Source organism: Streptosporangium pseudovulgare, from assembly GCF_014648055.1.
GTDB classification, from domain to species: Bacteria; Actinomycetota; Actinomycetes; order Streptosporangiales; family Streptosporangiaceae; genus Streptosporangium; species Streptosporangium pseudovulgare.
The window spans coordinates 86,649-110,329 of sequence record NZ_BMQJ01000022.1 but is presented as its reverse complement, the minus strand read 5'-3'; the positions used below and the strand labels follow the sequence as shown (position 1 = coordinate 110,329).

The window sequence follows — 23,681 nt, the reverse complement described above, 5'->3', positions numbered from 1 at the left end:
CGCCGCCTCGGCGATCGCCTCGGGATTGTGGACCCGCGTGCGCACGATCTCGGCCACCCTGGCAGCCATGGCATCCTCCGCAGGAAGAGTTTGTCAGGACAAATCTATGTCCTGACAAAATTACTCACCAGGGATGTAGGAGTCAACGATCGCACTCACACCGCGGCGAAGGCCCGATCGAGGCCGCCGCGATCATGACGGGTGGTGCCGGAGAAGCCGCGGTCGATGTGGATCCGACCCTCGGGGATGCCGAGAGCCAGGGGTCGCCGGATCTGGATGATCGCGTCTTGCCCGCCGGTCGAGCAGCGGGCGCAGCCGGCGCGGGTTCCGTGCACGCCCTCAGGTGTTCCGTACAGCCCCCCGTTACCGGAACACCTGCACGGAACACCGTGAGCCGGGGTGCCGGTCCGATCGGGCGGTGCTCCGGTGGGAATCGCCTTACGGAACACCGCCGGACCGCGCGGGACACGACTGTCACCCCCGGCGGGGGACGGCCTCCCGCCCCCGAAGCGGCTGTGAGCCAGATCACGGTTGAGATTGACCTTGGGTCAGGGTGGAAGCTCGGCGCAGCGGCACGACGCCGGCCGGGACACAACGGATCCGAGGGACAAACCACCATGACGATCGCCCTTTCCGACCATGACAAGAACACCCTGCGGATCGCCGCGGACAGCGGGGCCGTGCCGGAGGCTGTATCCGGGCAGGATCGCCCGGAGCTGCAGAAGGCGATCGAGGAGATCGTCGAGTCCGGTTTCATCGGGGTGTCGCTGCGCGTGCACGATGAGCGGGGCGAGTGGGCCGGCAGCGCCGGGGCGCGCGAGCTGGGCGGGACCGCCAAGCCACCGATCAACGGACACGTCCGGATCGGCAGCAACACCAAGACCTTCACCGCGACCCTGGTGCTGCAGTTGGTGGCCGAGGGCAGGCTCGGGCTGGACGCCCCGGCGGCGGACCATCTGCCCGAGCTCGGGCTGGACCGGCGGATCACGGTGCGGATGCTGCTGCAGCACACCAGCGGGGTGTTCAACTTCACCGGCGAGGTCTACGACGACGGGACGGTCGTGCCGGGGATCCCCATCCCCTACGGCACCACGGGCAAGGAGTGGGTGGACAACCGGTTCAGGTCCTACCGGCCGCAGGAGCTGGTGGAGCTGGCGTTGTCCAGGCCTGCGCGGTTCGAGCCGGGGACGGGCTGGAGCTATTCCAACACCAACTACGTGCTGGCCCGGCTGCTGATCGAGAAGGTCACCGGCCGCACGCAGGCGGAGGAGATGCAACGGCTGATCCTGGGGCCGCTCGGGCTGTCGGGCACCGTGGCGCCGGACACCTCGCCGGAGATCCCCGCGCCGCACACCCACGCCTACTACCGGTACGAGGACACCGGCGAGCGGAAGACGATCGACGTCACCCGCCAGAACCCCTCCTGGATCTCCACCGGCGGTGACATGATCTCGACCACCCGGGACCTGGCCACGTTCATCTCCGCGCTGCTGGGCGGCAGGCTGCTGCCGGCCCCACTGCTGGCCGAGATGTGCACCCCGCACCCGACGGGCATCCCGAACATGGACTACGGCCTGGGAGTGTTCGTGGTGACCACGGACTGCGGCGGCACCGTCATCTCCCACAACGGCGCCGCCGTGGGCCACGCGGCGCTGATGTACGGCACCCCCGACGGCGGTAAGACCCTGACCGCCGCGCTGGGCTGCGTGGACGACGCCGACCTGTCCATCGCGGCAGCGTTCCGGAAGGCCCAGCAGAGGCTCCTCAACGAGGTGTTCTGCGGCAGGCGGGCCGATCCGGCCCAGCCGACGGGCTGAGCACCTGTGACCCGTAGCCTCAAGGGGTGGCCCCTTCCGGTCGTGCATCAGGCGGAACGCGAACCGGGGCCACGCCGGGCCCGGCGGGCTCGGCGTGGCCCGCCCACATGCCCGGCTGTGGTCTGCTCAGTCGCCGAGTTCGAGCACAAGGCAGGATTTTGCAGATGAACGGAGTCACGATCGGGCGGGCGGCGGCATTCGTCGGCGTCACGGTGAAGACGGTGCGGCACTACCACAGGCTCGGCCTGGTGAAGGAGCCGGAACGCGACGGCTCCGGCTACCGGCGGTACGGATCGGCCGAGCTGTTGCGGCTGGTGCAGGCCCGGACGCTGGCCGCCGCCGGGGTGCCCTTGGCCGAGATCGGGCCCCTGCTCGACGCCGGTCCCGCGCTGTTCGCCGCCGCGCTCGGCGACGTCGAGCGGCAGCTCACCGGGCGGATCGAGGAGCTGATCACGCGGCGTGACACGCTGCGCAGGCTCGCCGACGGCGACCGGGCTCTGCTGCCCGACCGTGCTGTGGCGCTGCTGGGGCGGCTGTCCGGCCTCGGCTTCTCCGCGGACGAGGTGGCGGCCGCCAGGGAGGGCTGGGTGCTGGCCAGGGCACTGGTCCCCGAGGGCTTCGACGACTACCTCACTCATGTCGAGCACGCCCTCGACGACACCCGGTTCGTCGCCCTGATCAAGCGCGGCGCCGAAGCCGCGGCCTGGGAACCGGACGACCCGCGCATCGCCGAGCTCGCCACCGCCATGGCCGACCACCTCCTCGCCAACCCCGCGCACCTGAAGATCGTGACCGGTCTGCAAGCCAGCACCGAGGCCGCGACCCGGTACGAGCTGATCGCCCTCCACGGCGAGGAGCGGGGATCGGCCGCGGCCCGGGGGGTCGCGCTCGTCGAGACCAAGCTCCGCGCCGCCGGCATCCGTATCCCCAGAGCAGGCACCCACTGAGGGAACGGACCCCTTGCACCGGGCCGTCCCGGTCCGGACGGCGGCACCCGGGCGATGTGGGTCCTGGCGTGACTTCGCGATCGTCTCCCGATCGGACGTGTCCGGGAAGAAGAGCTTCCAGGGGCCGGAGCGGCGCGAGGAGCGTGGGTTCCCGGTCCTGCCGGCGTTCGTGACGCGGGCCGCGGCCGGCCGGCTCGATGAGGTGGTGGCGAGGTCGTCGTGACGGCGTGGCGTCACCCGGCCGGGGTCCCACGTGCCACGCAGGATCCGCTTGGACGGCGGCGGCCGATCGCAGGGCGGCCGCGGCTCCTGGCCGACCAGGGTCAGGGAACCGGTGAACCCGTTGCGGCGCGGGGCTTCGGCGACGGTCAGACCGGCCGCCGAAGCCCTGCGACCACGATGCGGGAAGGCCGGTTCACGAGATGGTCAGCCGGATGGCCAGGGCCGGGCAGATGCGGGCGGCCTCACGAACGTCCTCCCGCAGCCCCGGTTGCGGGCTGTCGTGGAGGAGCGTGACGATGCCGTCCTCGTCACGCTGGTCGAACGTGTCGGGGGCGATGAGGACGCATTGCCCCGAGCCGGTGCAGGCGTCTTGATCGACGGTGACCTTCATACGTTCTCCCCTTCGTTCTCTCCTTCCCGGTTCACCAGGTGACGGGCAGTTCGCTGACGCCGTAGAAGACGGCGTGGTGTTTGAACGTCAGGTGCTCCAGCGGCACGGCCAGGGCCAGCGTCGGGACACGCCGGTAGAGGGTGCCGTAGACGACCTGCAGTTCCACTCGGGCCAAGGGCTGGCCCAGATACTGGTGGGCGCCGTATCCGAAGGCGACGTGGTGGCGGGCCCTGCGGTGGACATCGAGAGCGTCGGGGGCGGTGAAGGCCGACGGGTCGCGGTTGGCGATGCTCTTCACCACGATGATGCCCTCCCCCTTGCGGATCAGCCGGCCGCCGATCTCGAGGTCCTCCCGCGCGACGCGGCGGGCCTCGGTGTGGGTGATGGACAGGTAGCGCAGAAGTTCCTCGACGGCGCCTGCCACCAGCCCGGGATCCCCGTCGCGGACCGCCGCCAGCTGCGCCGGGTGCGCCAGCAGTGCGGCCGTACCCAGCGCGATCATGTTCGCGGTGGTGTCATGCCCGGCCACCAGCAGGAGCTGACCCATCGTGGAGATCTCCCGCCGGGTCATCGCGCCGCTGCGATACTGCTCGACGGCCAGCCTGCTGAGAACGTCGTCGCCCGGTTCGGCGTTCTTCGCCTCCACCAGGGCATCCAGGTAGACGTTCAGTTCCTCGCTGGCGGCCATGGCCTGTGCGGGGTCGCCCTCGTCCATGACCAGCGCGCCCGCCACACGCTGGAAGAAGGCGCGGTCGGCGTAGGGCACTCCCAGCAGTTCGCAGATCACCAGCGTGGGAACCGGCAGCGCGATCGCCTCCACCAGGTCGGCCGGGTTCGGGCCGGCCAGCATCTCCTCGAACGCCGGCCGCCACGCCCCGAACTGGGCGAACAGCCCGCCGAGCGCCGGACCGGCGAAGTTCCCCACGCCGTACATCGCCGATATCAGCGCCGCGCCGCGCGTCCACAGCCGGGCCGGCAGCGCCGCCCGGATGACGGCGAATCCCAGCCCGGACAACAGCCCGGCCCCGAGCCCCTGCACACCCCGGGAGACCAGCAGCACCGCCATCGCCGGGCTCAGCGCGCAGGCCAGCGAGCCCGCGGTGAACGTGGCGAACCCGAGGACATAGGCGCCGACATTCCCCCATCGGGACAGCAACCGGCCGGTGAGCGTCGTCGCGATCACCATGGCGACGAGATAGACCGTCATGTTCCAGGCGTAGAAACTCGCGCCGCCGAGGTCGGCCACCGCGGTCGGCAGCAGGCTCGCCGCCAGGTAGATGTTGATCGCACCGACCAGCACTCCGCCGGCCAGCACGATCACCGCGCCGAGATGCTCTCGGCCCAGCAACTCCCGCCACGCGGGCGGATCGGAGGGCGGGTTCATGCGCTCATCTCCGCGATGCGCTGAGGCCCGCCTTGCGTCTCCCCAGGTCCGGACCCGCCACCCACGGCCGAGGAGCGGCGCCGCGTCACGGCCGGTCCGCGGCGCGGCAGCGGGACGAATGTGTCGATGGCGGGCCCCGCGCCGCCGGGCTGTTCGTCGTAGTCAGCACTCATGACGTCAAGGCTGTCGTTGAACCGTTCCCGGAAGCTTTCCGCCGCGTGTTGTCCACGCTGCTGGGCCGATGGAGGAAAAACTTCAAGCCGCGGAGGAACCTTGCCCCCTGCTCGCCGTAGCCACTTCGCCGGAGATCTCTTCATCGCCACCGGGACCTCATGACGGTCCGGCGCTTCCAGGCCGGCACGCGGAAAGGCCGCGCTCCCGCGGGCGATGCGGGGGCGCGGCCTTTCCGGCTTTTCCGGTCCCGGTCAGGTGGCCGGGTGGTGGTGGTGACCCGTCAGGAGGCGCCGACCTTCCGCCCGTCGGCCTCCCCGGCCTCCTGCGCGGGCAGGTCGAGGCTGTCGCGCAGCTGGGCGGGCCGCAGGAACGCCGCGGCGACGAGGCCGACCACGGCGATGCCCGCCGAGATCAGGAAGATGTGGCCGGTGGCATCGCCGTAGGCGGCCCGGACGATCGTCTTGACCGGCTCGGGCAGCGCGGCGATGTTGAGGCTGCCGCCGGCCGCCGATCCGCCGCTGACCGGGATGTGGGCCTTGGCCAGGCCCTCGGTGATGCCGGTGGCGACGCGGTTGGCCAGGACGGCGCCGAGCACCGAGACGCCGACGGTGCCGCCGAGGGAGCGGAAGAAGGTGATCGCGCCGCTGGCGGCGCCGATCTCCCGCAGCGGGACGGTGTTCTGCACGACCAGCACCAGGTTCTGCATGGACATGCCGACGCCGACGCCGACGGCGAGCATGTACACCGAGATCAGCGGGATCGGGGTCTCGTGGTCGATGGTGGCCAGGCCCGCGAAGCCCGCCAGTAGCACGACCAGGCCGACGAGGATGTAGGGCTTGGTGCGGCCGCTGGCCGAGACCATCCGGCCGCTGATCGTCGACGACAGCAGCACGCCGAGCATCATGGGGATGGTCAGCAGGCCGGCGGCGGTGGGACCGTAGCCGCGGCCGATCTGGAAGTACTGGCCGAGGAAGACCGAGCCGCCGAACATGGCCATGCCGACCGCGAGGCTGGCCAGGATGGCCAGCGCGGGGGTGGCGCGCCGCAGGACGTGCAGCGGCACGACCGGCTCACGGACCTTCGCCTCCACCCAGGTGGCCACCACCAGCACCAGCACGCCGCCGCCGGCCATGGCCGCGGTCTGCCAGGAGAGCCAGTCGAAGGAGTTGCCGACGAAGGTGACCCAGATGAGCAGGACGCTGACGCCGGCGGCGATGAGGGTGGCGCCCCAGTAGTCGATGCTGACGTCCGCGCGGCGCACGGTCGGCAGGTGCAGGGTCTTGGCCAGCAGCGCGAACGCGGCGATGGTGAAGGGCACGGCGATGAAGAAGCACCAGCGCCAGCCGAGCCAGGAGGTGTCGGCGATGACGCCGCCGAGCAGGGGGCCGCCGACCGTGGCCACGGCCATGACCGCGCCGAGGTAGCCGTTGTAGCGGCCGCGCTCCTTGGGAGAGATCATCGCGGCGATGACGACCTGCGCCAGGATCTGCAGGGCGCCCATGCCCAGGCCCTGCAGCGCGCGGAAGGCGATGAGCTGTCCGGTGTTCTGCGCGAAACCGCAGGCCAGCGAGCTCACCATGAAGATCACGATGGAGATCTGCAGCAGCAGTTTCTTGTTGAACAGGTCGGCGAGCTTGCCCCAGATGGGGGTGGAGGCGGTCGAGGCCAGCAGGGAGGCGGTGACGACCCAGGTGTACTGCGACTGGCTGCCCTCCAGGGCGCCGATGATCTGCGGCAGCGCCACCGAGACGATGGTGCCGCTGATCATGGCGACGAACAGGACGAGCAACAGGCCGCTGAGGGCTTCGAGGACCTCGCGGTGGGTCATCGGCTCCGCCGCGGGCGGCGCTGCCGGCTGTGCGCTCACGCGCAACCTCCGATCAAGAGGGAAGGGAATGCAACCCGGACACCATACATGCCCAATGGGAAACTTTGCGCATTGAGAACTTATTCCCATTGGGTAAGCTCGTCCGCATCATGGACATCACACCGGGGCTGCGCGAGCGCAAGAAGGCCGAGACCCGCCAGGCGGTGCACGAGGCCGCGCTGCGGCTCGCCATCGAGCACGGCCTGGACAACGTCACCGTCGAGGCCATCGCCGACGCCGCCAACATCTCCCGCCGGACGTTCTCCAACTACTTCGACGGCAAGGAGGACGCGCTGCTGTACGGCGACGAGCAGCGCCTGGGCACCCTGGTACGGCGCGTCCACGAGCAGCCGGCCGGCAGCTCCGCCTGGCAGGCGCTGCGCGACGCGCTGGAACAGCTCTACGACGAGTCCGACGAGGCCGGCGGCTCCGACCGGGAGCTGCACCTGCGCACCCGCCTGGCCATGCGCCACCCCTCCCTGCTGGCCAGGCAGCTGGCCAGCAGGGTCCGGCTGGAGAGCGAGCTGAGCCGGGCGGTGGCCGGAAGGGCGCGGCCGGACGGCGTCGATCCCGAGGTGATCACCGCCGCGTTCCTGGCCGCGCTGCGCATCGCCATGCAGTGGTGGTGCGCCGAGCAGGAGAGCCGGACGCTGCGCGAGGTGATGGGCAGGGCGCTGGACCAGATGTCCCGCCCGTTCGCCTGACCGGCCGGGGCGGCCCCGGCCGGCCGTTCAGCCGGGCCCGTTACGGTTCAGGCGGGCACGCCGGCGTCGCCGTACCGGGTCCGGTTCAGGCGGGCACGCCGGCGTCGCCGCGACCGCCGGGGTCGAGTGCGCTCAGCAGCGGCCACGTCAGGGCGGCCATCCGGCCGGGGGACTGCGGGCACTCGCGCTGGAGCCAGTCGGAGGCCACGCCGATGAGCGCGCCGGCGACGAACGCGGCCAGGACGTCGTGCGACTCCTCCGGCGAGCCGGCGGGCCCGGACGGTCGGCCGGCGGCCTCGCGGCGCAGGCGGTCGCGGACGGCCGCGGCGAGGCGGCGGCGGACGTGGTCGGTGACGTGGGCGCTGCCCCGCGGTCCGAGCAGACCGCGGTAGAGCCCGGCGTGCCCGGCCAGGCTGGCGAAGAAGGCGGCCAGAGTCTCGGGCCCCTCCCCCTTCGGATCGGGGCCCGAGGCGGGCAGGAACCCGATCAGGTCGTCGATCATCGCGGTGCAGGCGGCCTCGGCCAGCTCGTGGACGTCCCGGTAGTGGTCGTAGAAGGCGGTGCGGCTCACCCCGGCGCGTTCGGCGACGTCGGAGACGCTGATCCGCGACAGGTCCCGCTCCTCGGCGAGCTCCAGCAGCGCGCGCGCCAGGGCCGCGCGGGTACGGCGGACGCGCCGGTCACCGGAGGGGACGCCGTCGTCCTTCATCGTGGCCACGCCGCCAGTCTAACCTTGCTTACAACTGTCAGTTATCTTGCAGATGTAAGATAACGTGGCGGGGTAGCCGACCATCTCTCGAAGGAGACGCCGGATGAGCGCCGAGGAGCAGGTCCTGAACTACCCGATCCCGACCGACGCGGCCCTGGAGCCGCCCGCCGAATGGGCCGAACTGCGCGGCCGGTGCCCGGCGGCGACCGTCCGGCTGCCCAGCGGCGACCGGGCGACGCTGCTGACCCGCTACGAGGACGTCAAGCGGGTGCTGGCCGACCCGCGCTTCACCCGCCGGCTCACCGCGCCCGACGCCGCCCGGCTGTCGGCCGAGGGCGGCGGGGTGTTCAGCAGCGAGATGTCGCAGATCATCCCCGACGGCGGCGAGGAGCACCTGCACTGGCGCCGCCTGGTCATCAAGTGGTTCACCGCCAGGCGCATGGCCGCCCTGCGGCCCGCGATGACGCGGATCGCCGAGGACCTCGTCGACGACATGATCAAGCGCGGCGCGCCGGGCGACCTCAAGGCGTCCCTGGGCTTCCCGCTGCCGGTGTACGTGATCTGCGACATGCTCGGCGTGCCCGCCGCCGACCGGGACCGGTTCTCGTACTGGTCCGACACCATGCTCAACCTCACCCGCTACGGCGAGGCCGAGATCGCCGCCGCCCAGGGCGAGTTCTTCCAGTACATGTCCGACCACGTCGCGGCCAAGCGCGCCGAGCCGGGCGACGACCTGCTGAGCGCGCTGATCGCGGCCGGCGGCCCCGAGGACGGCGGGCTGTCCGACGTCCAGATCGTGGTCACCGGCATAGCGCTGCTGGTCGCCGGGCACGAGACCACCGCCAACATGATCGGCAAGATGGTCTCCATGCTGCTGGCCGACCGTTCCCGGTGGGAGCGGCTGCTGGCCGACCCGTCGCTGATCCGCACCGCGGTGGAGGAGAGCCTGCGCCTGGACGCCAACTCCGGCTTCGGCCTGCCCCGCTACCTGAACGAGGAGGCCGAGGTCGGCGGCACGGTCCTGCCCCGCGGCACCACCGTGGTGTGCAGCATGGCCGCCGCCAACCGCGACGAGGACGCCTTCGGCGCCGCCGCCGAGATGGACCTGTCCCGCAGCCCCAACCAGCACCTGGCCTTCGGCTCCGGCTCCCACTCCTGCCTGGGCCAGGCGCTGGCCCGCACCGAGCTGCAGGTCGTGCTGGAGGTGCTGCTGCGCAGGCTGCCGGATCTGGAGCTGGCCGTGCCGGCGGCGGAACTGGAGCGGGTGGAGGGGCTGGCCGTCGGCGGCCTGCGCACGGTCCCGGTCCGCTGGTGACCGGCGGCGCCGTACCCGGCGCCTCGCGACGCGCCCGCGCCCCTCACGAAAGGGCCGGGGACGGCGGCGCGAGGAGGGTCAGAGCGGCAGCACTACGGCCTCGTGACGCGCCCGCGCCCTCACGAGAGCACCGGGGACGGCGGCGCGAGGAGGGTCAGAGCGGCAGCGCGGCGGCCTCGTGGCGCAAGACGAGGATGAGCAGTGTGGCGATCAGCGTGGCGATCAGCAGCCAGCTCGTCATGAGGACGACCGTCGAGCGACCCGGCCGCCGCGACGGGCGCTCGCGCCTGCGGCCGCCCTCCTCGCGGCGCCGCACACGCCTGTCGAACGACTCCAGCCGAGCCGCCAGCCTCGGGTCCTCATCGATGAGGTGGCGTTCGATCCGCAGCAGAATCCGCTCTTCCTCCTGCGACCAGGCCATGCCGCACCTCCCCGGAACGCAAGGCGTGTGCGGGTTTCCTGCCCAATCATGATGATCGTTATCCATTCCCGGGGCTGTTGATTTACGGCTTCTTTACACCGGCGGGCGGTCCCCGGGTTCGGGGACCGCGTCGGCGCAGCGGGCCAGCCGTCCGGCCAGGGCCCGGACCTCCTCGCGCAGCCCGTCGGGGGTGACGACGGTGAACGGCCGGCCCAGCCCGGCCAGCATCAGCGCCATGCCGTCCAGCCGCTCGGCCCTGGCGCGCAGCAGGACCCCCCGCGGCGTCGGCGTCAGCGTCGCCACCGACGCCGGCACCCGCTCACGCGCCTCCTCCGGCGGCATCTCCAGCAGCACCTCCACCTCGTGCCGGTACGGCACGGCCGCCAGCGAGGCGACCACGTGCGCGACCGGGTCGAAGCCGTCGGGCACCTCGAAGGACCGCCCCGCCTCGGGTCCCCGCGCCCGGCCCGGCCCCTCCGCCCGCCCCGGACGTCCGTCCGGCTCCCCGGGCCCGGCGGCCGGCTCCACGCGCCCGACCCGGTCCACCCGGAAGGTGCGCACCTGCCCGCTGGCGTGGTCCAGCCCGGTGACGTACCAGCGGCCGGAGTGGAAGACCAGGCCGTAGGGGTCGAGGTCGCGTTCTGAGGACTCCCGCCGCCAGGAGCGGTAGGCCAGCCGTACCGTACGCCCGCGCCGGGCCGCCTCGGCCAGGGCCAGCAGCGGACCGGCCTTCGGGCGGGTCTCCGCCGGGGCCGCGTCCCGGGTGTGCCCGAGCGTGGCCTGGACCGCCTCGACGCGCTCGCGCAGCGCCCGCGGCAGCACCCGCTGGATCTTGGCGAGCGCGCTCTCGGTCGCCGTCTCCCCCACCGACAGCCCGGTCCGCCGCCCGGCCAGCAGCCCCAGCACCACGGCGGCGGCCTCGTCGTCGGTGAACATCAGCGGCGGCAGCCGGTAGCCGGGCAGCAGGCGGTAGCCGCCATAACGGCCCCGGGCGGCCTCGACCGGCACCCCCAGCTCCGACAGCCGCACCGCGTAGCGGCGCACCGTCCGCTCGTCCACCTCCAGCCGCGCGGCGAGCTCGGGCCCGGTCAGGCCGGGGGCGGCCTGCAGCAGCTCCAGCAGGGCGAGCACCCGGGTGACCGTCATCGGAGACTCCTCACCAATCAGGACCGATTCTGTCCGGATTCGATTCTACGGTGGAACCGTTCCGACGAAGGAGAGATCGATGAGCACCTATGTCCTGGTACCCGGATTCTGGCTCGGCGCGTGGGCCTGGGAGGAGGTCACCGGGCCGCTGCGCGCGGCCGGGCACGACGTCCACCCCCTCACCCTGACCGGCCTGGGCGACCGCTCCCACCTGGCCGGGCCCGGCGTGGACCTGGAGACCCACATCGACGACATCGTCCAGGCGATCGTCTACGCGGACCTGCGGGAGGTGATCCTGGTGGCCCACAGCGGCGGCGCCGCCCCCGTCACCGGCGCGGCCGACCGGATCCCCGAGCGGATCTCCCGCGTCGTCTACCTCGACAGCGGGCCGACGGCCGACGGCCTGACCCAGCTCGACCTCTACGACCCCGCCCAGCGGGAGTACATCGAGAGCAGCGTCGCCGCCTGCGGGGGGACCGCCTACCCGCCGCCCTCCTGGGAGCAGCACGAGCGCTTCGGCGTCAGCCTGGAGGGGTTGGGCGCCGCCGAGCGCGCCAGGTTCACCGCCCGCGCCACCGCGCAGCCGTACGGCGCGCTCACCCGGCCGCTGAAGCTCGGCGGCGGCGCGGACCGGCTGCCCAAGACGCTCATCACCTGCTCCTACCCCCTGGAGCAGGTCCGCGCGCTGATCGAGGCCGGCCACCCGTACTTCGCCGCGCTCGCCGGGCCCGAGTGGAGCTTCGCCGCGGTGCCCACCGGCCACTGGCCGATGTTCTCCGCGCCCGCGGCCACCGCGGCGGCGCTGGCCGAGCTCGGCGAGCCCGCCCGGCCTCGCGGCTGAGAGACCGGCACGGCCGGGGACCCGCCCCGCCTTTCCTAGGCTGATTAATCCTTTGCCTATATCTTTTAGGCAAGGTAGCGTTCCACGGCATGAAAGCAGTCTCTGAACAGGAGATCCGCGGCTCGTTCGTCAACTGTTCCAAGGGAGAGGCCAAACGGCTGACGCTCCCGCGGGACCTGGCCGAGCGTCCCTGGGACGACCTGGACTTCCTGGGGTGGCTCGACCCGGCCGCCCCCGAACGCGGCTACCTCGTCACCGAACACGGCGGCGAGGTCGTCGGCGTGGCGCTGCGACTGGCGGCCCGGCAGCGCGGCGGCCTGCACCGCGGCATGTGCTCCCTGTGCCTGACCATGCACCCGGGCGCCGGCGTCTCCCTGATGACCGCCCGCAGGGCGGGCCCGGCCGGCCGCGACAGCAACTCCGTCGGCCTGTACGCCTGCACCGACCTGGACTGCTCGCTGTACGTGCGCGGCAGGAAGCTGCCCGGCCTGGGCGGCCGGCTGCAGGAGTCGCTGACGGTGGAGGAGCAGATCGACCGCACCCGGACCAGGCTGACGGCGTTCCTGGAGAAGGTCCTGGCCTGAAAGGACCCGCTCAGGTGACCCGCTCCCCGGCCGGCTCGCGCAGCCAGTCCTCGATCAACGGGAAGGTCAGCTGGGCGATCAGCCGCTGCCCGGAGGCGCTGGGGTGGAAGAAGTCCCACTTGCTCAGCTGGTCCCGGGTGAAGCGGCAGCCGAACAGCGCGTTGCCGTCGAACCGGCAGGCCGGGCCGTAGGCGGCGCACACCTGCGCCAGCGCGGAGTTGTAGCCGGAGACCCGGGCCCGGACCCGGTCCCGGCGCTCCCGGTCGGCCGGGGCCGTCGAACGCGGCCGGGCCAGCATGCTCGGGCAGATGCGGCCCACCGCCCAGAACGCCCGCGCCGCCACGCTGTTCCTGCCCACCTGCCACAGCCGCCTGAGGTCGGGGACGCTGGCCAGGAACACCCGGGCGTCCGGGCGTCCGGCCCGCAGCGTCTCCAGCGCCCCGGCCACCCGCCTGCGGTAGACGTCCACCGGCGTCATCTGCCGCTCGTCGGCCACGCACGCGTCCTGCGCGCCGACCAGCACGGTGACGTAGTCGGCGCGCCGGGCGACGGCCCCGGCCATCTGCCGGGCCAGGTCGGCGCTGGTCGCCCCGGGCACGGCCAGGTTGACGCCGTGCCCGGCGACCGGGGCTCCGCCGCCCAGCAGCCGCAGGTAGTGGCTGCGCACCCGCTCGTCGTCGCCCGTCGCCCAGGACCGCGCCGGGCACGGCACGTACCAGCCGCAGGCGTTGAACCCCGAGCTGATCGAGTCGCCGACCGCCACCATCACCACCGGCCGCCACCCGGCGGGCGCGCCGCGCCCGGCCGCCACCGCCCGCGCCCGCACCGGCCGCCCTCCGGCCGCCCGGATCCCCGTCCGGGCCCCCGCCACCCGCGCCTGCACCGGCGCCGCCCGCCTCGCCGTCCCCGCCTCCACCGGCCGCGACCCGGCCGCCCGCGCCGGCGCCGCCGGGCAGACGGCCACGAGCGTCACCACGCCTGTGAGCACTGTCACAATCCTGCCGGCCATGGCACCTCCGAGCGGTCGATCACCCCTGTCATGGGATGTATCACCGCAGGACACCGCGGCGCCCTTCGTTGACCGAGCACCATGGCTTTCTTGACGTAACGTGGCGGAGGCACTGATACCGGGGCCGTCGTCGAACACGTTCAGTTTCCGGCATAGAGTGTTCCGGGTGAGTGTCGCGCTCGGACTGACCCGCCCCCTCGTGGTGAGAACCACCCTCGTCGGTGACCCCGGCGATCTGCTCGCGCGACTTCCGGAGGCCGCCCCCTACGCCTGGATCAGGCGCGGCGAGGGACTGGTCGCCTGGGGTGAGGCCGCGCGCGTGGCCGTGCCACCCGGCCCCGGCCGCTTCGACTGGGCCCGCCGGTGGCTCTCGGCGATCCTCGGAGAGGCCCACGTCGACGACGGCGCCGGCGTCCCCGGCTCCGGACCGGTCGCCTTCGGCTCCTTCACCTTCGACCCGGACGCCCACGGCTCGGTCCTCGTCGTCCCCCAGGTCGTCCTCGCCCGCCGCGGCGGCCGCGCCTGGCTGACCACCGTCGGCGACGAACGCCTCGACCTGGTCACCCCGCCCACCGACCCCGGCCGGATCCGCTACGGCGACGGCAGCCTGACCGCCCCGGAGTGGGAGCACGCCGTGGCGCTGGCCGTACGGCAGATCAGGTCAGGGCGGCTGGAGAAGGCCGTGCTGGCCCGCGACCTCACCGCCGTCGCCGAGCGGCCGATCGACGTCCGGCTGCTGCTGTCGCGCCTGGCCTCCCGCTACCCGGAGTGCTACACCTTCTCCTGCGCCGGCCTGGTCGGCGCCACCCCCGAACTGCTGGTCCGCCGTACCGGCGAGACGATCGAGTCGCTGGTACTGGCCGGCACCGTCTCCCGCGGCACCAGCCAGGCCGACGACGACGCGCGAGGCGCCGGCCTGTTCGCCTCGGAGAAGGACCGCTACGAGCACATCTGCGCGGTGGAGTCGGTGCGCGAGGCGCTGGCCCCGCTGTGCGCGGAGCTGACCGTGCCCGCCGAACCCGAACTGCTGGTCCTGCCCAACGTCCAGCACCTGGCCAGCCCGGTCACCGGCCGCCTGGCCGACGGCGCGTCGGTCCTGGACGTGGTGGCCGCCATGCACCCCACCGCCGCCGTCGGCGGCACCCCCACCCACACGGCGCTCGACGTCATCCGCGAGCTGGAGGGCATGGACCGCGCCGGATACGCCGGCCCGGTCGGCTGGATCGACGCCCGGGGCGACGGAGAGTGGGGCATCGCGCTGCGCTGCGCCCAGATCGAGGGACCCCGGGCCCGGCTGTTCGCCGGCTGCGGCATCATGGGCGACTCCGACCCGGCCGCCGAACTCGCCGAGGCCCAGGCCAAGCTGCGCGTCATGCAGTACGCCCTGGAGGGCTGACCGTTCCGGGGGCGCCCTGTCCCGAGGGCCCCGAGGGCCCCGTGGTCACCGCGGAGCCCCCGGCCGGGATCACCCGCACGGCCCGGGATCACCCGCACGGCAGCTCCGCGGTGACCACGGTCGGCCCGCCGGGCGGGCTCGCCACCTCGAACCGCCCGTCCAGCGCCGCCACCCGCCGGGCCAGTCCGGAAAGACCCCCGCCCGCCGGGTCGGCGCCGCCGCGCCCGTCGTCCCGCGTCCGCACGACGACCGCCGCCCCCTCCCGGACGACCTCCACGGTGACCGAGCCCGCCGCCGCGTGCTTGGCCGCGTTGGTGACGGCCTCGCAGACCACGAAGTACGCCGCCGTCTCCACCGGGCCGGGCAGCCGCCCGGTCAGGCCGTAGCGGACCGTGACCGGCACCCCGGCGCGCTCGGCGACGGTGGCCAGCGCCTCCCGCAGCCCCAGGGAGTCCAGGCCCGCCGGGTAGACCCGCCAGGCCACCTCCCTCAGGTCGCCCAGGGCCTCCTGGGCCTCCTGATGGGCCTGGCGCAGCAGCTCCTCCAGGATCTCCGGCGACCGGCCCCGCCGGGCGCGGCCGATCAGCATGGCCAGCGCCACCAGCCGCTGCTGCACCCCGTCGTGCAGGTCACGCTCGATACGGCGGCGCTCCTGGTCGACGGCCGCCACGATGCCCGACCGGGTCTCGGCCAGCTCGGCGATGCGCCGCTCCAGCCGCTCCGTCGGGCTGGGCCCCAGCGCCGAACGCGCCAGCCGCCGCTCCAGCGCCGCCAGCCCGATCAGGCCCGTGACCTCCAGGAACAGCAGCACCACCCCGGCCGCCAGCCCATAAGCCACCAAAAAGCCGCTGGGCAGCATGCCGTCGAACGGCTCGCCCCTTCCCCAGCTCCAGGCCAGCCGCGCCGTCACGGCGACCCCGGCGACCAGCAGCGTGAGCACCAGCGCGCCCAGCACCCCGACCGGCCAGCGCAGCGCCAGGTAACGCAGCGCCCGCCGCCCGTCGTAACCTCCGGGACGGCCCTCCGCGCTCCCGGCGACCTCCACCCCGCCGAGCAGCCCCAGCCGCCGCACTTCGGTCCCGGTCAGCCGTACGGCCACCGCCAGCACCCCCCGCCGCGCCCGGGGCACCCCCAGCAGCGGCCCCGCCACCAGCAGGAAGAGCAGCTGCGCCACCGCCGCCGGAACGCCCAGGGCGATCCCGGCCAGCACCCGGGCCGCCCGAACCGCCGTCCTCACCTCAGCGCTCCGCGTGGTGCCTGCCCCGGCGCCGCAGCCGGACCACGACGAACACCACCACCGCCAGCGCCACCACGCCCAGCACCGCCTTGGACAGGATCCCGGCGTAGCCCTCCACCAGCTCCCAGTTCTCCCCTAGCAGGTATCCCGCCATCACGAAGACCGTGTTCCAGATGAGACTGCCCAGCGTGGTCAGCACCAGGAACACCGGGACCGGCATGCGCTCCACCCCCGCCGGAATGGAGATCAGGCTGCGGAAGATGGGGATCATCCGCCCGAAGAACACGGTCCTGCGGCCGTGCCGGGCGAACCACGCCTCGGTCTTCTCGATGTCGGAGACGTCCACCAGCGGCAGCCTCCGCGCGATGGCCACCACCCGCGCCCGGCCCAGCAACGCCCCCACCCCGTACAGCGCCACCGCGCCGACCACCGACCCCAGCGTGGTCCAGAAGATCGCCTCGAACAGCGTCATGTCCCCCTTGCTCGCGGTGAACCCGGCCAGCGGCAGGATCACCTCGCTCGGCAACGGCGGGAACAGGTTCTCCAGCGCGATCGCCAACCCCGCCCCCGGGGCTCCCAAGGTCTCCATCAGGCTGACCGCCCAGCCGGCGACTCCGTCGACAGTCGTTGAGGTGCTCATGCCCCGAACCCTACGAAGCCGCGAGCACCCGCGAGAATGCGGAAACCCGCCGGCCCCTCACGGCCTCACCCCACCCCGGGGCTGCGGAAAACCCCAGCCCCGCGCCGACCGGCCCGGCCACGGATCCGCCCGGAAAGTTCCGGGAAACCATGTGATCCATCCCACATCCCCGCATCGGCCCACCGGCCCCGTCGCCCCCGACACCTGCGGGCCGCGCGTCACCCGGCCCGCAGGTGGACCGCCTCCCCCTCCTCGACCTCCGCCCGGCCCGCCGTCAGCGTGGCCACCCAGCCGCCGAACACCGGCAGGTCCGCCTCCCGCACCGCGACCGTGAACCGGACCCCCGCCCCGTAACCGACCTCCCGCACCTCGTACGGCGAGGCCCGCAGGTCGCTCTCCAGCCGCCCGGCCCGCACGTGGTCCACGCTCACCGCCACCAGCCGCGCCGGGACCATCTCCACCAGGCGGGCCCGGTCGAGCGTCTTGCCGACCGACGAGCCGTAGGCCCGCACCAGCCCGCCCGCGCCCAGCTTCACCCCGCCGAAGTACCGCGTCACCACCGCCACCACGTCCGACAGCCCCCGGCGCAGCAGCGTCTCCAGCATGGGAGTGCCGGCGGTGCCGCCGGGCTCGCCGTCGTCGTCGGCCCTCTGGACCCCCCGGTCCCCGCCGATCACGTAGGCCGAGCAGTTGTGCGTGGCGTCGCCGTGGGAGCGCCTGCGCCCGGCGACGAACTCCCGCGCCGCCTCCTCCGAGCCCGCCGGGGCGACCGCGCAGAGGAAGCGCGACCGCTTGATCTCCGTCTCGTGCTCGACGATCTCGTCCACGGTCAGGTACGGCTGGTTCATCGCACCAGGCTACTCGCCTTTACAATGTAGATTAATAAGAGGTCCCCGGCTCGGGGCGGCACACCTCGGCCATCACCGAGCCGGCCAGGTCGAACCCGCCGACGTGGGCGAGGTAGCCGCCGGGGGCGAACAGGGAGTCGCCCAGCGGCAGGTAGACGCCGCCGGCCTGCCGGATCAGCAGCACCCCCGCCGCGACGTCCCACGGCTTGACCCCGGAACCGTAGGCCACGTCCGCCCAGCCTGCGGCGACGTGCGCGAGGTGCAGCGCGGCGCTGCCCGGCCGGCGCACCGAGGCGAACGCCTCCAGCATCCGGCCGAACCGGTCCAGCGACCCGGCGCGGTCGGCGGCCAGGTCGCCGGCCGTGGGGTAGCCGCTCAGCAGCATCGCCTCCCGGTCACCCGCCGCGCCCCGGCTGTGCAGCCGTACGCCGTTGCACCAGGCGCCGCCCAGGTCGGCGCGGAACTCGTCGTCGCGCACCGGGTCGTAGACCACCCCCGCCACCGGCTCCTCCCCCACGGCGGCGGCCACCGACACGCAGAAGAACGGCAGCCCGGCGGCGAAATTGGCCGTCCCGTCGATCGGGTCGACGTACCAGCGCGGCTCGCCCGAGCCGGTGGTGCCGCCCTCCTCCCCGATGATCATGCTGTCCGGGAACCGCCGGGAGATGATCTCCCGGATGGTCTCCTCGGCGGCGCGGTCGTGCTCGGTCACCGGGTCGTGGAAGTCGCGCTTGGTCTCGACCTCGGGCCGGGACCGGAACGCCTTGCGGAGCCGCTCGCCGACCGCGCGGGCGGCCTCCGCCGCGACGTCGCACAGTTCACGCGAGGTGCTCAGGTCCATCGAATCCTCCAGCGGCGTCTGCGGGCCGCGCCGGCCTTCGGCACCCGCATGGTCATCCCATTTTCCCCGATACGTCCCTTTCACTCCGCCCGGAGCCCCCGGGGCGGGACCGGGGCGGAGTTGGTCATGACATTCTGATGTCCGCTACCCTGATCAGGACAGACGTACACGGGAGGGCGGCATGAGCGCCGAGCTCGGCATCGAGCTGGACAGATCCAGCCCGGTCCCGCTGTACTTCCAGGTGGCCCAGCAGATCTCCGACGCCATCGGGCGCGGCGACCTCGCTCCGGGGGCGCGCCTGGACAACGAGATCGACCTCGCCGATCGCCTGGGCCTGTCGCGGCCGACCGTCCGCCAGGCGATCCAGTACCTCGTGGACAAGGGCCTGCTGGTGCGCAAGCGCGGTGTGGGCACCCAGGTCGTGCAGGGCCGGGTCAACCGCACGGTGGAGCTCACCAGCCTCTACGACGACCTGCGCCGGGCCGGTCAGGAGCCCGCCACCCGGGTGCTGGCCCTGGAGCCGGTCCCGGCCGACGGAGCCCTCGCCGCGACCCTCGGCGTCCCGGCCGGCACCGAGGTGCTGCGCCTGGAGCGGATCCGCTACGCCGCCGGGGCGCCGCTGGCGCTGCTGCACAACTGGCTGCCCGTCGGGGTGGCCCCGCTGACCGCCGAGCGGCTCACCGAACGCGGCCTGTACGAGCTGCTGCGCGCGGCGGGGGTGCGGATGCGCGTGGCCAACCAGCGGATGGGGGCGCGGGCGGCCACCGCCGCCGAGGCCAGGCTGCTGGACGAGCGGCGCGGCGCCCCGCTGCTGACGATGCTGCGCACCACCTACGACGACCAGGGCCGGGCCGTGGAGCACGGCTCCCACGTCTACCGGGCCTCGCACTACTCCCTGGAGTTCACGCTCATCGAGCGCTGACGGGCCGCCCTCAGCGGGCCGGCCGGCGCCGGGCCGTACCTGGACCGCCGCGCCGTACGCCGGGCCCTCCCCCGCCTGTCCGTCCCCGTGTGCCCGCCCCATCGGTCCTCCACCCGGGTCCGTGCGATGACCGTGGTTTCCGGGACATATCCAGTCCGGGCCGAATACGGTGGCCTGTCGACGATCGGCTAAGCCCGCAAGCCTTCCGGAGTCTCCCCATGCGCACCGCAGCGGCATTCCTCTCCTTCGTGCTCGCCGTCACCATCCTGCCCGCCCGGCCGGCCATGGCCGCGGTCTCCGCCTCGCCGCTGCCGGGCGGCAAGACCACCTATGTCATCTCACAGGGTCATCTGAAGGCCGCCTCCCAGCAGAACTGGGTACGCCTGGGCAGCTACCGCTTCGCCGCGGACGGCACGGTGAGCGCCGCCCTGTACCTATGGTGGCAGCGTCACCCCAAGGCCAGACAGCGCACCGGCACCGTCCCCGATCCGAGCTGCACCACCAGGGCGGGCGGTGTCGCATCGCGGCCCCGCGCCTGCGAGGTGCTCACCGCCGGGGGCTTCACCGGCGCCCCCGACGAGAGCCGCACCGGGACGTACACCGTGGCGGGCGACGTGCTCACCATCCGCTGGAAGATCGCCCAGACATGGACGGAGCAGTGGTACGTGCGGCCCTCGCCCGACGGCAGGCTGGCCCGCCTGGACCTCAAGCAGAGCACGCTGGCCACGCACGGGTACGGCTACGGCAGCAACGCCGCACTCGGCACCCGCCGAGCGATGAGCTCGGTGAAGGCGTTTCCCGGCTCACTCAGGCAGGACCTGACGAGCTGGGCGGGCGGCGGACTCGTCACGTCCGGCAATCAGCCGTTCGGCCACTCCGCCTTCCGCTCCTGCGCCGCCACCACCTCGTGCCTGACCTACCTGCAGCCATCCTCGCGCGGCGCGTGTCAGAAGTCGGGCGGCTGCCCCAGATACGGTGGCGGAACGCGCCCCGATGTCAGCTCCATCCAGTACTACCTCACGATGATCTCCAAGACCGACCGCCGCGACACGCTGTGGCACTGGTGCACCTGCCTGGCGATGGAGCGCGGTGAGTTCTGCTATACCGGCAACTCCCACGTCAAACCGCTCATGCAGATCATCGACGACACGGGAGCCTTCCGCGGCTGGGTCGGCGCGGAGGCATCCTTCTCGACCGGCTCCCGGGCGACGGACATGCTGGCGGTGCTGCGCATCTCCGACTTCCGCTGACCGGCCCGAACCTCGTATCCACACGTTGCCGGCCCGGTGGGAGCAGGGCGGGGGCGGCGGCCCCGCCGAGCCGGCCGCACCACGCCGCTCGGTCGGTGACGGCGTCTCGGTCACCGAGGCCGCCCGCGCCCTCAGGGTCGGTCGCCTCACCGCGTACGAGGCGCCGGCCCGACGCCGAACAGCCGCCACGCCACCCGGCGGCTCGTCTCCGCCGTATTCCGGTGGCACCCGTCGTGGCGTCGATCGTTGCTTTCGTCACCCGGAGCCGCTTCGGGGCTCATCGCACGGACCCGAGTGGAGGGCCCCACCGTGTGCCCGGCCGGTCCCATTCCGGCAAAAAGACCGTTGATCTGGGTATTCGTCCATCTAAATGGGTTTTCCCGGGTGGTCCGCGGCGCAGGAACCCGGTCATGGAAGAGCGGCCGCGTGCCGCGACATGACCCCGAGGTGACCTGCGATTCCGGAAACGCTGGGAACGCCGATGCGCGGACGGGAGCGCGAGCGGGCGGAGGTGCTCCGCCTGCTGGAGGGCGCCCCCGGCCCGGGCGCGCACGTGCTCCTGGTGGAGGGCGAGCCGGGGATCGGTAAGAGCCTCCTGCTGGCCGAGGCGGCGGCAGCGGCGGCCGCCCTCGGGACGGGCGTCGCCGCGGGCCGGGCCGACGAGCTGGAGCGCATGATGCCTCTGGCGCCGCTGCTGTCGGCGCTGGAGGAGACCACCGCCCGCGCCGCGGTCGCCCGGAGCGCCTTCCCCGGGGGGCCGGGGCTGCTGATGTGGCTGGCCGAGCGGGTGAGCACCACGCTGGAGCGGCGCGCCGCCGCCGGGCCGCTGCTGGTGGCCCTCGACGACCTGCAGTGGGCCGATCCCGTCACGCTCATGGCGCTGCGGACGCTGCCGTCGCGGCTGGCCGGCCACCCGCTGGCGTGGCTGCTGGCGCGCCGCGCCACCGGCGACGACGACGGCGAGCGGCTGTTCGGCCTGCTGGAGCAGGAGGGGGCCGCCCGGATCGCGTTGCGCCCGCTGGACGGCGCCGCCGTGGCGCGGGTGGCCGCCGACGCGCTGGGCGCCGTGCCGGACGCGGAGCTGACGGCGCTGGCGGCCCAGGCCGCCGGCAACCCGGCGCTGCTGCTGGCGCTGCTGACCGGGCTGCGCGAGGAGGGCGCCGTCCGGGTGGACACCGGCGTGGCCCGCCCGGCGAATGCGGCGGGACCCGCGGGAGCCGGGAGGACCGAGGAGGTCGCGGCGGCCGGGTCGCCCGCGGAATCCGCGGGGCCCGAAGCGGCGGCGGGGGCGCTGCCCCGGCGGCTGCACACCGCGGTCCGGCGGCGTCTGGAGGAGGTGAGCCCCCGGACCCGCCACCTGCTGGAGGCCGTCGCGGTGCTCGGGCGGTCCTTCTGCCCCTCCTACGCCGCCGAGCTGCTCGGCGAGCCCCCGGCCGCGCTGCTGCCCGCCCTGGACGAGGCCCTGGCCGCCGGGCTGCTGGTGGTCACGCCCGAGGAGCTGGCCTTCCGCCACGAGCTGCTGTGGCGGTCGGTCCTGGAGACGGTCCCGGCCCCGGTACGGCAGGCGCTGCGCCGGCAGGCCGAGCGCGTCCCGCCGCCCGTCCTTTCCGCGCCGCCCCGGCCGGAGCCCGGGGCACGGCCCGGGGCACGGCCCGAGCCGGGCACGGCGGACGGCGCCCTGCCCGCGGCGCGCCCGGCGCCCTTCGCGGCCGTCACGCCCACTGCGCCCACTGCCCCCACTGCGCCCGCGGCCCTCACTGCATCCGCCGTATCCGCCGCGCCCGCCGCATCCGTCGCGCCGGTGGCCGCCGCGCTGCTCGCCTGGGACGAGGGCCGCCTCTCACGCGGTCTGGAGCTGGCCCGCGAGGCCGCCGAGCCGCCGCCCGGATCCCCCGGACCGTCCGGCCGCCGGGACCCCCAGCCGCGGGCCGTGCTGGCGGCGATGCTCATCGACCTGGGGCTGCTCGACGAGGCGGAGAAGATCACCGCGAGCGCCGCGGCCGAGGCGGCGGGCCGGCCCGCGTGGGCCGCCGCGGCCCTGGTGCTGCGCGCCCGGCTCGACCTCGCGGCGGGCCGGGCCGGCGACGCGGCCGAGCAGGCCGAGGCCGCGCTGGCGGCCGCCGCCGGCCTGGACGTCCCGGACCTGGCCTGTCTGGCGCTGTCGGCGCTCGGCGCCGCGGCGCTGCGCGCGGGCGACCTGCCGCGGGCGGTGCGGGCCCTCGCCTCCGGCCAGGCCGCGCGGTCGGCGGGCACGCCGTACGGGCGGCTGCGCGCCGAGCTCACGGCCGGGCGGATCGTCGAGGCGCGGGACGGGGCGGCGGCCGCGATGGCGCCGCTCGGCGGACTCTACGACGGCCTGGCCGGGCACGCCGGAGTGCTGACCGGCGAGCCCGCGGCGGCCGCGTGGCTGGTGCGCACGGCCCTGGCGGCCGGGGACGGCCGGCGGGCCGACGAGGTGGTGGCCGCCGCCGAGGACCTGGCCGGGCGCAACCCCTGCCTGCCGGGCCCGCCGGTGGCGGCCGCCCACGCCCGCGGCCTGCGCGACCGCGACCCCGCGGCGCTGGGCCGGGCCGCGGCCGGGTACGCCGACCCGTGGGCCAGGGCGTCGGCCGCCGAGGACCTGGGGGTGCTGCTGGGCGCCGCCCCCGGCCGCCGGGACGCGGCCGTCGAGACGCTCGACGGCGCCCTTTCCGGCTACGGCGGCGTGGGCGCCCGCCGGGACGCGGCCCGGGTACGGCGCAGGCTGCGCGAGCTGGGCGAGCGGCGGCGGCACTGGGAGCGCGTCGACCACCCCGACTCCGGCTGGTCCAGCCTCACCGGCACCGAGCGCGCCGTCTGCGACCTGGTGTCCCAGGGGCTGACCAACCGGCAGGCCGCCGAGCAGATGTTCGTCAGCGAGCACACCGTCGCCTTCCACCTGCGGCAGATCTTCCGCAAACTCGGCGTCCGCTCCCGGGTCGAGCTGGCCCGGCTGGCCGCCCTGTCGGCCGCCGGCCCGGACGGGGGCTGACCCGGC

Annotated in this window: 23 protein-coding genes; 11 read left to right on the top strand and 12 right to left on the bottom strand. The window is 73.9% G+C overall.

Annotation, left to right across the window (positions count from 1 at the left end):
- Positions 1-155 precede the first annotated feature (155 nt).
- Complete coding sequence (locus IEZ10_RS32700) at positions 156-335, bottom strand: recombinase family protein (RefSeq protein WP_189250377.1); 180 nt, start codon at positions 333-335, stop codon at positions 156-158.
- 282 nt (positions 336-617) lie between these two features.
- Between IEZ10_RS32700 and IEZ10_RS32695 the strand changes: the two genes are divergently transcribed.
- From IEZ10_RS32695 to IEZ10_RS40130, 3 genes are all read left to right on the top strand, one after another.
- On the top strand, positions 618-1,817 hold the full coding sequence (locus IEZ10_RS32695) for a serine hydrolase domain-containing protein (protein ID WP_189250376.1): 1,200 nt from the start codon (positions 618-620) through the stop codon (positions 1,815-1,817).
- 164 nt (positions 1,818-1,981) lie between these two features.
- Positions 1,982-2,764, top strand: a complete 783-nt coding sequence (locus tag IEZ10_RS32690; RefSeq protein WP_189250375.1) for a MerR family transcriptional regulator — start codon at positions 1,982-1,984, stop codon at positions 2,762-2,764.
- Between the two features lie 97 nt (positions 2,765-2,861).
- Positions 2,862-2,987, top strand: a complete 126-nt coding sequence (locus IEZ10_RS40130) for a hypothetical protein (protein ID WP_268246397.1) — start codon at positions 2,862-2,864, stop codon at positions 2,985-2,987.
- A 192-nt stretch (positions 2,988-3,179) separates the two neighbouring features.
- Here IEZ10_RS40130 and IEZ10_RS32685 read toward each other — a convergent pair whose 3' ends face one another.
- The 3 genes from IEZ10_RS32685 to IEZ10_RS32675 all read right to left on the bottom strand — a co-directional run bounded on the left by IEZ10_RS32685 (position 3,180) and on the right by IEZ10_RS32675 (position 6,763).
- The gene (locus tag IEZ10_RS32685; RefSeq protein ID WP_189250374.1) at positions 3,180-3,377 is read right to left on the bottom strand and encodes a ferredoxin; all 198 of its coding nucleotides are present in this window, start codon (positions 3,375-3,377) and stop codon (positions 3,180-3,182) included.
- 31 nt (positions 3,378-3,408) lie between these two features.
- Entirely contained in the window at positions 3,409-4,761 is a 1,353-nt protein-coding gene (locus tag IEZ10_RS32680) for a cytochrome P450 (protein WP_189250373.1), read from the bottom strand.
- Between the two features lie 454 nt (positions 4,762-5,215).
- Positions 5,216-6,763 carry an MDR family MFS transporter gene (locus IEZ10_RS32675; protein WP_189250386.1) on the bottom strand — a complete coding sequence of 516 codons (1,548 nt, stop codon included), beginning with the start codon at positions 6,761-6,763 and terminating at the stop codon, positions 5,216-5,218.
- A gap of 149 nt (positions 6,764-6,912) precedes the next feature.
- Between IEZ10_RS32675 and IEZ10_RS32670 the strand changes: the two genes are divergently transcribed.
- Positions 6,913-7,506 (top strand): TetR/AcrR family transcriptional regulator, encoded by a 594-nt coding sequence (locus tag IEZ10_RS32670; RefSeq protein ID WP_189250372.1) that lies wholly within the window; start codon positions 6,913-6,915, stop codon positions 7,504-7,506.
- A gap of 85 nt (positions 7,507-7,591) precedes the next feature.
- Here IEZ10_RS32670 and IEZ10_RS32665 read toward each other — a convergent pair whose 3' ends face one another.
- Positions 7,592-8,215: a TetR/AcrR family transcriptional regulator gene (locus IEZ10_RS32665; RefSeq protein WP_189250385.1), complete on the bottom strand. Its 624-nt coding sequence runs from the start codon at positions 8,213-8,215 to the stop codon at positions 7,592-7,594.
- A gap of 103 nt (positions 8,216-8,318) precedes the next feature.
- Here IEZ10_RS32665 and IEZ10_RS32660 point away from each other — a divergent pair, with 103 nt between their 5' ends.
- A complete protein-coding gene (locus tag IEZ10_RS32660; protein ID WP_189250371.1) occupies positions 8,319-9,530 on the top strand; it encodes a cytochrome P450 in 1,212 nt (403 codons plus the stop codon).
- A gap of 154 nt (positions 9,531-9,684) precedes the next feature.
- Here the strand turns inward: IEZ10_RS32660 and IEZ10_RS32655 are convergent, their stop codons facing one another.
- Together IEZ10_RS32655 and IEZ10_RS32650 are read right to left on the bottom strand one after the other, a co-directional pair.
- Positions 9,685-9,951 (bottom strand): DUF3040 domain-containing protein, encoded by a 267-nt coding sequence (locus IEZ10_RS32655; RefSeq protein WP_189250370.1) that lies wholly within the window; start codon positions 9,949-9,951, stop codon positions 9,685-9,687.
- 93 nt (positions 9,952-10,044) lie between these two features.
- Positions 10,045-11,097 carry a helix-turn-helix transcriptional regulator gene (locus tag IEZ10_RS32650; RefSeq protein WP_189250369.1) on the bottom strand — a complete coding sequence of 351 codons (1,053 nt, stop codon included), beginning with the start codon at positions 11,095-11,097 and terminating at the stop codon, positions 10,045-10,047.
- A 79-nt stretch (positions 11,098-11,176) separates the two neighbouring features.
- Here IEZ10_RS32650 and IEZ10_RS32645 point away from each other — a divergent pair, with 79 nt between their 5' ends.
- Both IEZ10_RS32645 and IEZ10_RS32640 read left to right on the top strand, forming a co-directional pair.
- Complete coding sequence (locus IEZ10_RS32645; protein ID WP_189250368.1) at positions 11,177-11,938, top strand: alpha/beta fold hydrolase; 762 nt, start codon at positions 11,177-11,179, stop codon at positions 11,936-11,938.
- An 89-nt stretch (positions 11,939-12,027) separates the two neighbouring features.
- Positions 12,028-12,522, top strand: a complete 495-nt coding sequence (locus IEZ10_RS32640; protein WP_189250367.1) for an FBP domain-containing protein — start codon at positions 12,028-12,030, stop codon at positions 12,520-12,522.
- A gap of 10 nt (positions 12,523-12,532) precedes the next feature.
- On the opposite strand, the gene IEZ10_RS32635 is transcribed toward IEZ10_RS32640, so the two are convergent.
- On the bottom strand, positions 12,533-13,510 hold the full coding sequence (locus IEZ10_RS32635) for a GDSL-type esterase/lipase family protein (protein WP_229811878.1): 978 nt from the start codon (positions 13,508-13,510) through the stop codon (positions 12,533-12,535).
- Between the two features lie 187 nt (positions 13,511-13,697).
- Between IEZ10_RS32635 and IEZ10_RS32630 the strand changes: the two genes are divergently transcribed.
- On the top strand, positions 13,698-14,927 hold the full coding sequence (locus tag IEZ10_RS32630; protein WP_373287441.1) for an isochorismate synthase: 1,230 nt from the start codon (positions 13,698-13,700) through the stop codon (positions 14,925-14,927).
- 88 nt (positions 14,928-15,015) lie between these two features.
- Here IEZ10_RS32630 and IEZ10_RS32625 read toward each other — a convergent pair whose 3' ends face one another.
- The 4 genes from IEZ10_RS32625 to IEZ10_RS32610 form a co-directional block, all read right to left on the bottom strand.
- Positions 15,016-16,164 (bottom strand): sensor histidine kinase, encoded by a 1,149-nt coding sequence (locus IEZ10_RS32625; protein WP_189250365.1) that lies wholly within the window; start codon positions 16,162-16,164, stop codon positions 15,016-15,018.
- Between the two features lies 1 nt (position 16,165).
- The gene (locus IEZ10_RS32620; protein WP_189250364.1) at positions 16,166-16,804 is read right to left on the bottom strand and encodes a DedA family protein; all 639 of its coding nucleotides are present in this window, start codon (positions 16,802-16,804) and stop codon (positions 16,166-16,168) included.
- Between the two features lie 218 nt (positions 16,805-17,022).
- Positions 17,023-17,652, bottom strand: coding sequence for a YigZ family protein (locus IEZ10_RS32615; protein ID WP_189250363.1), 630 nt, complete (start codon positions 17,650-17,652; stop codon positions 17,023-17,025).
- Between the two features lie 31 nt (positions 17,653-17,683).
- The gene (locus IEZ10_RS32610; protein WP_189250362.1) at positions 17,684-18,493 is read right to left on the bottom strand and encodes an inositol monophosphatase family protein; all 810 of its coding nucleotides are present in this window, start codon (positions 18,491-18,493) and stop codon (positions 17,684-17,686) included.
- Positions 18,494-18,674: 181 nt separating this feature from the next.
- Between IEZ10_RS32610 and IEZ10_RS32605 the strand changes: the two genes are divergently transcribed.
- The 3 genes from IEZ10_RS32605 (at position 18,675) to IEZ10_RS32595 (ending at position 23,675) form a co-directional block, all read left to right on the top strand.
- Positions 18,675-19,415 (top strand): GntR family transcriptional regulator, encoded by a 741-nt coding sequence (locus IEZ10_RS32605; RefSeq protein WP_189250361.1) that lies wholly within the window; start codon positions 18,675-18,677, stop codon positions 19,413-19,415.
- 218 nt (positions 19,416-19,633) lie between these two features.
- Entirely contained in the window at positions 19,634-20,665 is a 1,032-nt protein-coding gene (locus tag IEZ10_RS32600; protein ID WP_189250360.1) for a hypothetical protein, read from the top strand.
- A 481-nt stretch (positions 20,666-21,146) separates the two neighbouring features.
- Positions 21,147-23,675: a helix-turn-helix transcriptional regulator gene (locus tag IEZ10_RS32595; protein WP_189250359.1), complete on the top strand. Its 2,529-nt coding sequence runs from the start codon at positions 21,147-21,149 to the stop codon at positions 23,673-23,675.
- Positions 23,676-23,681: the final 6 nt, after the last annotated feature.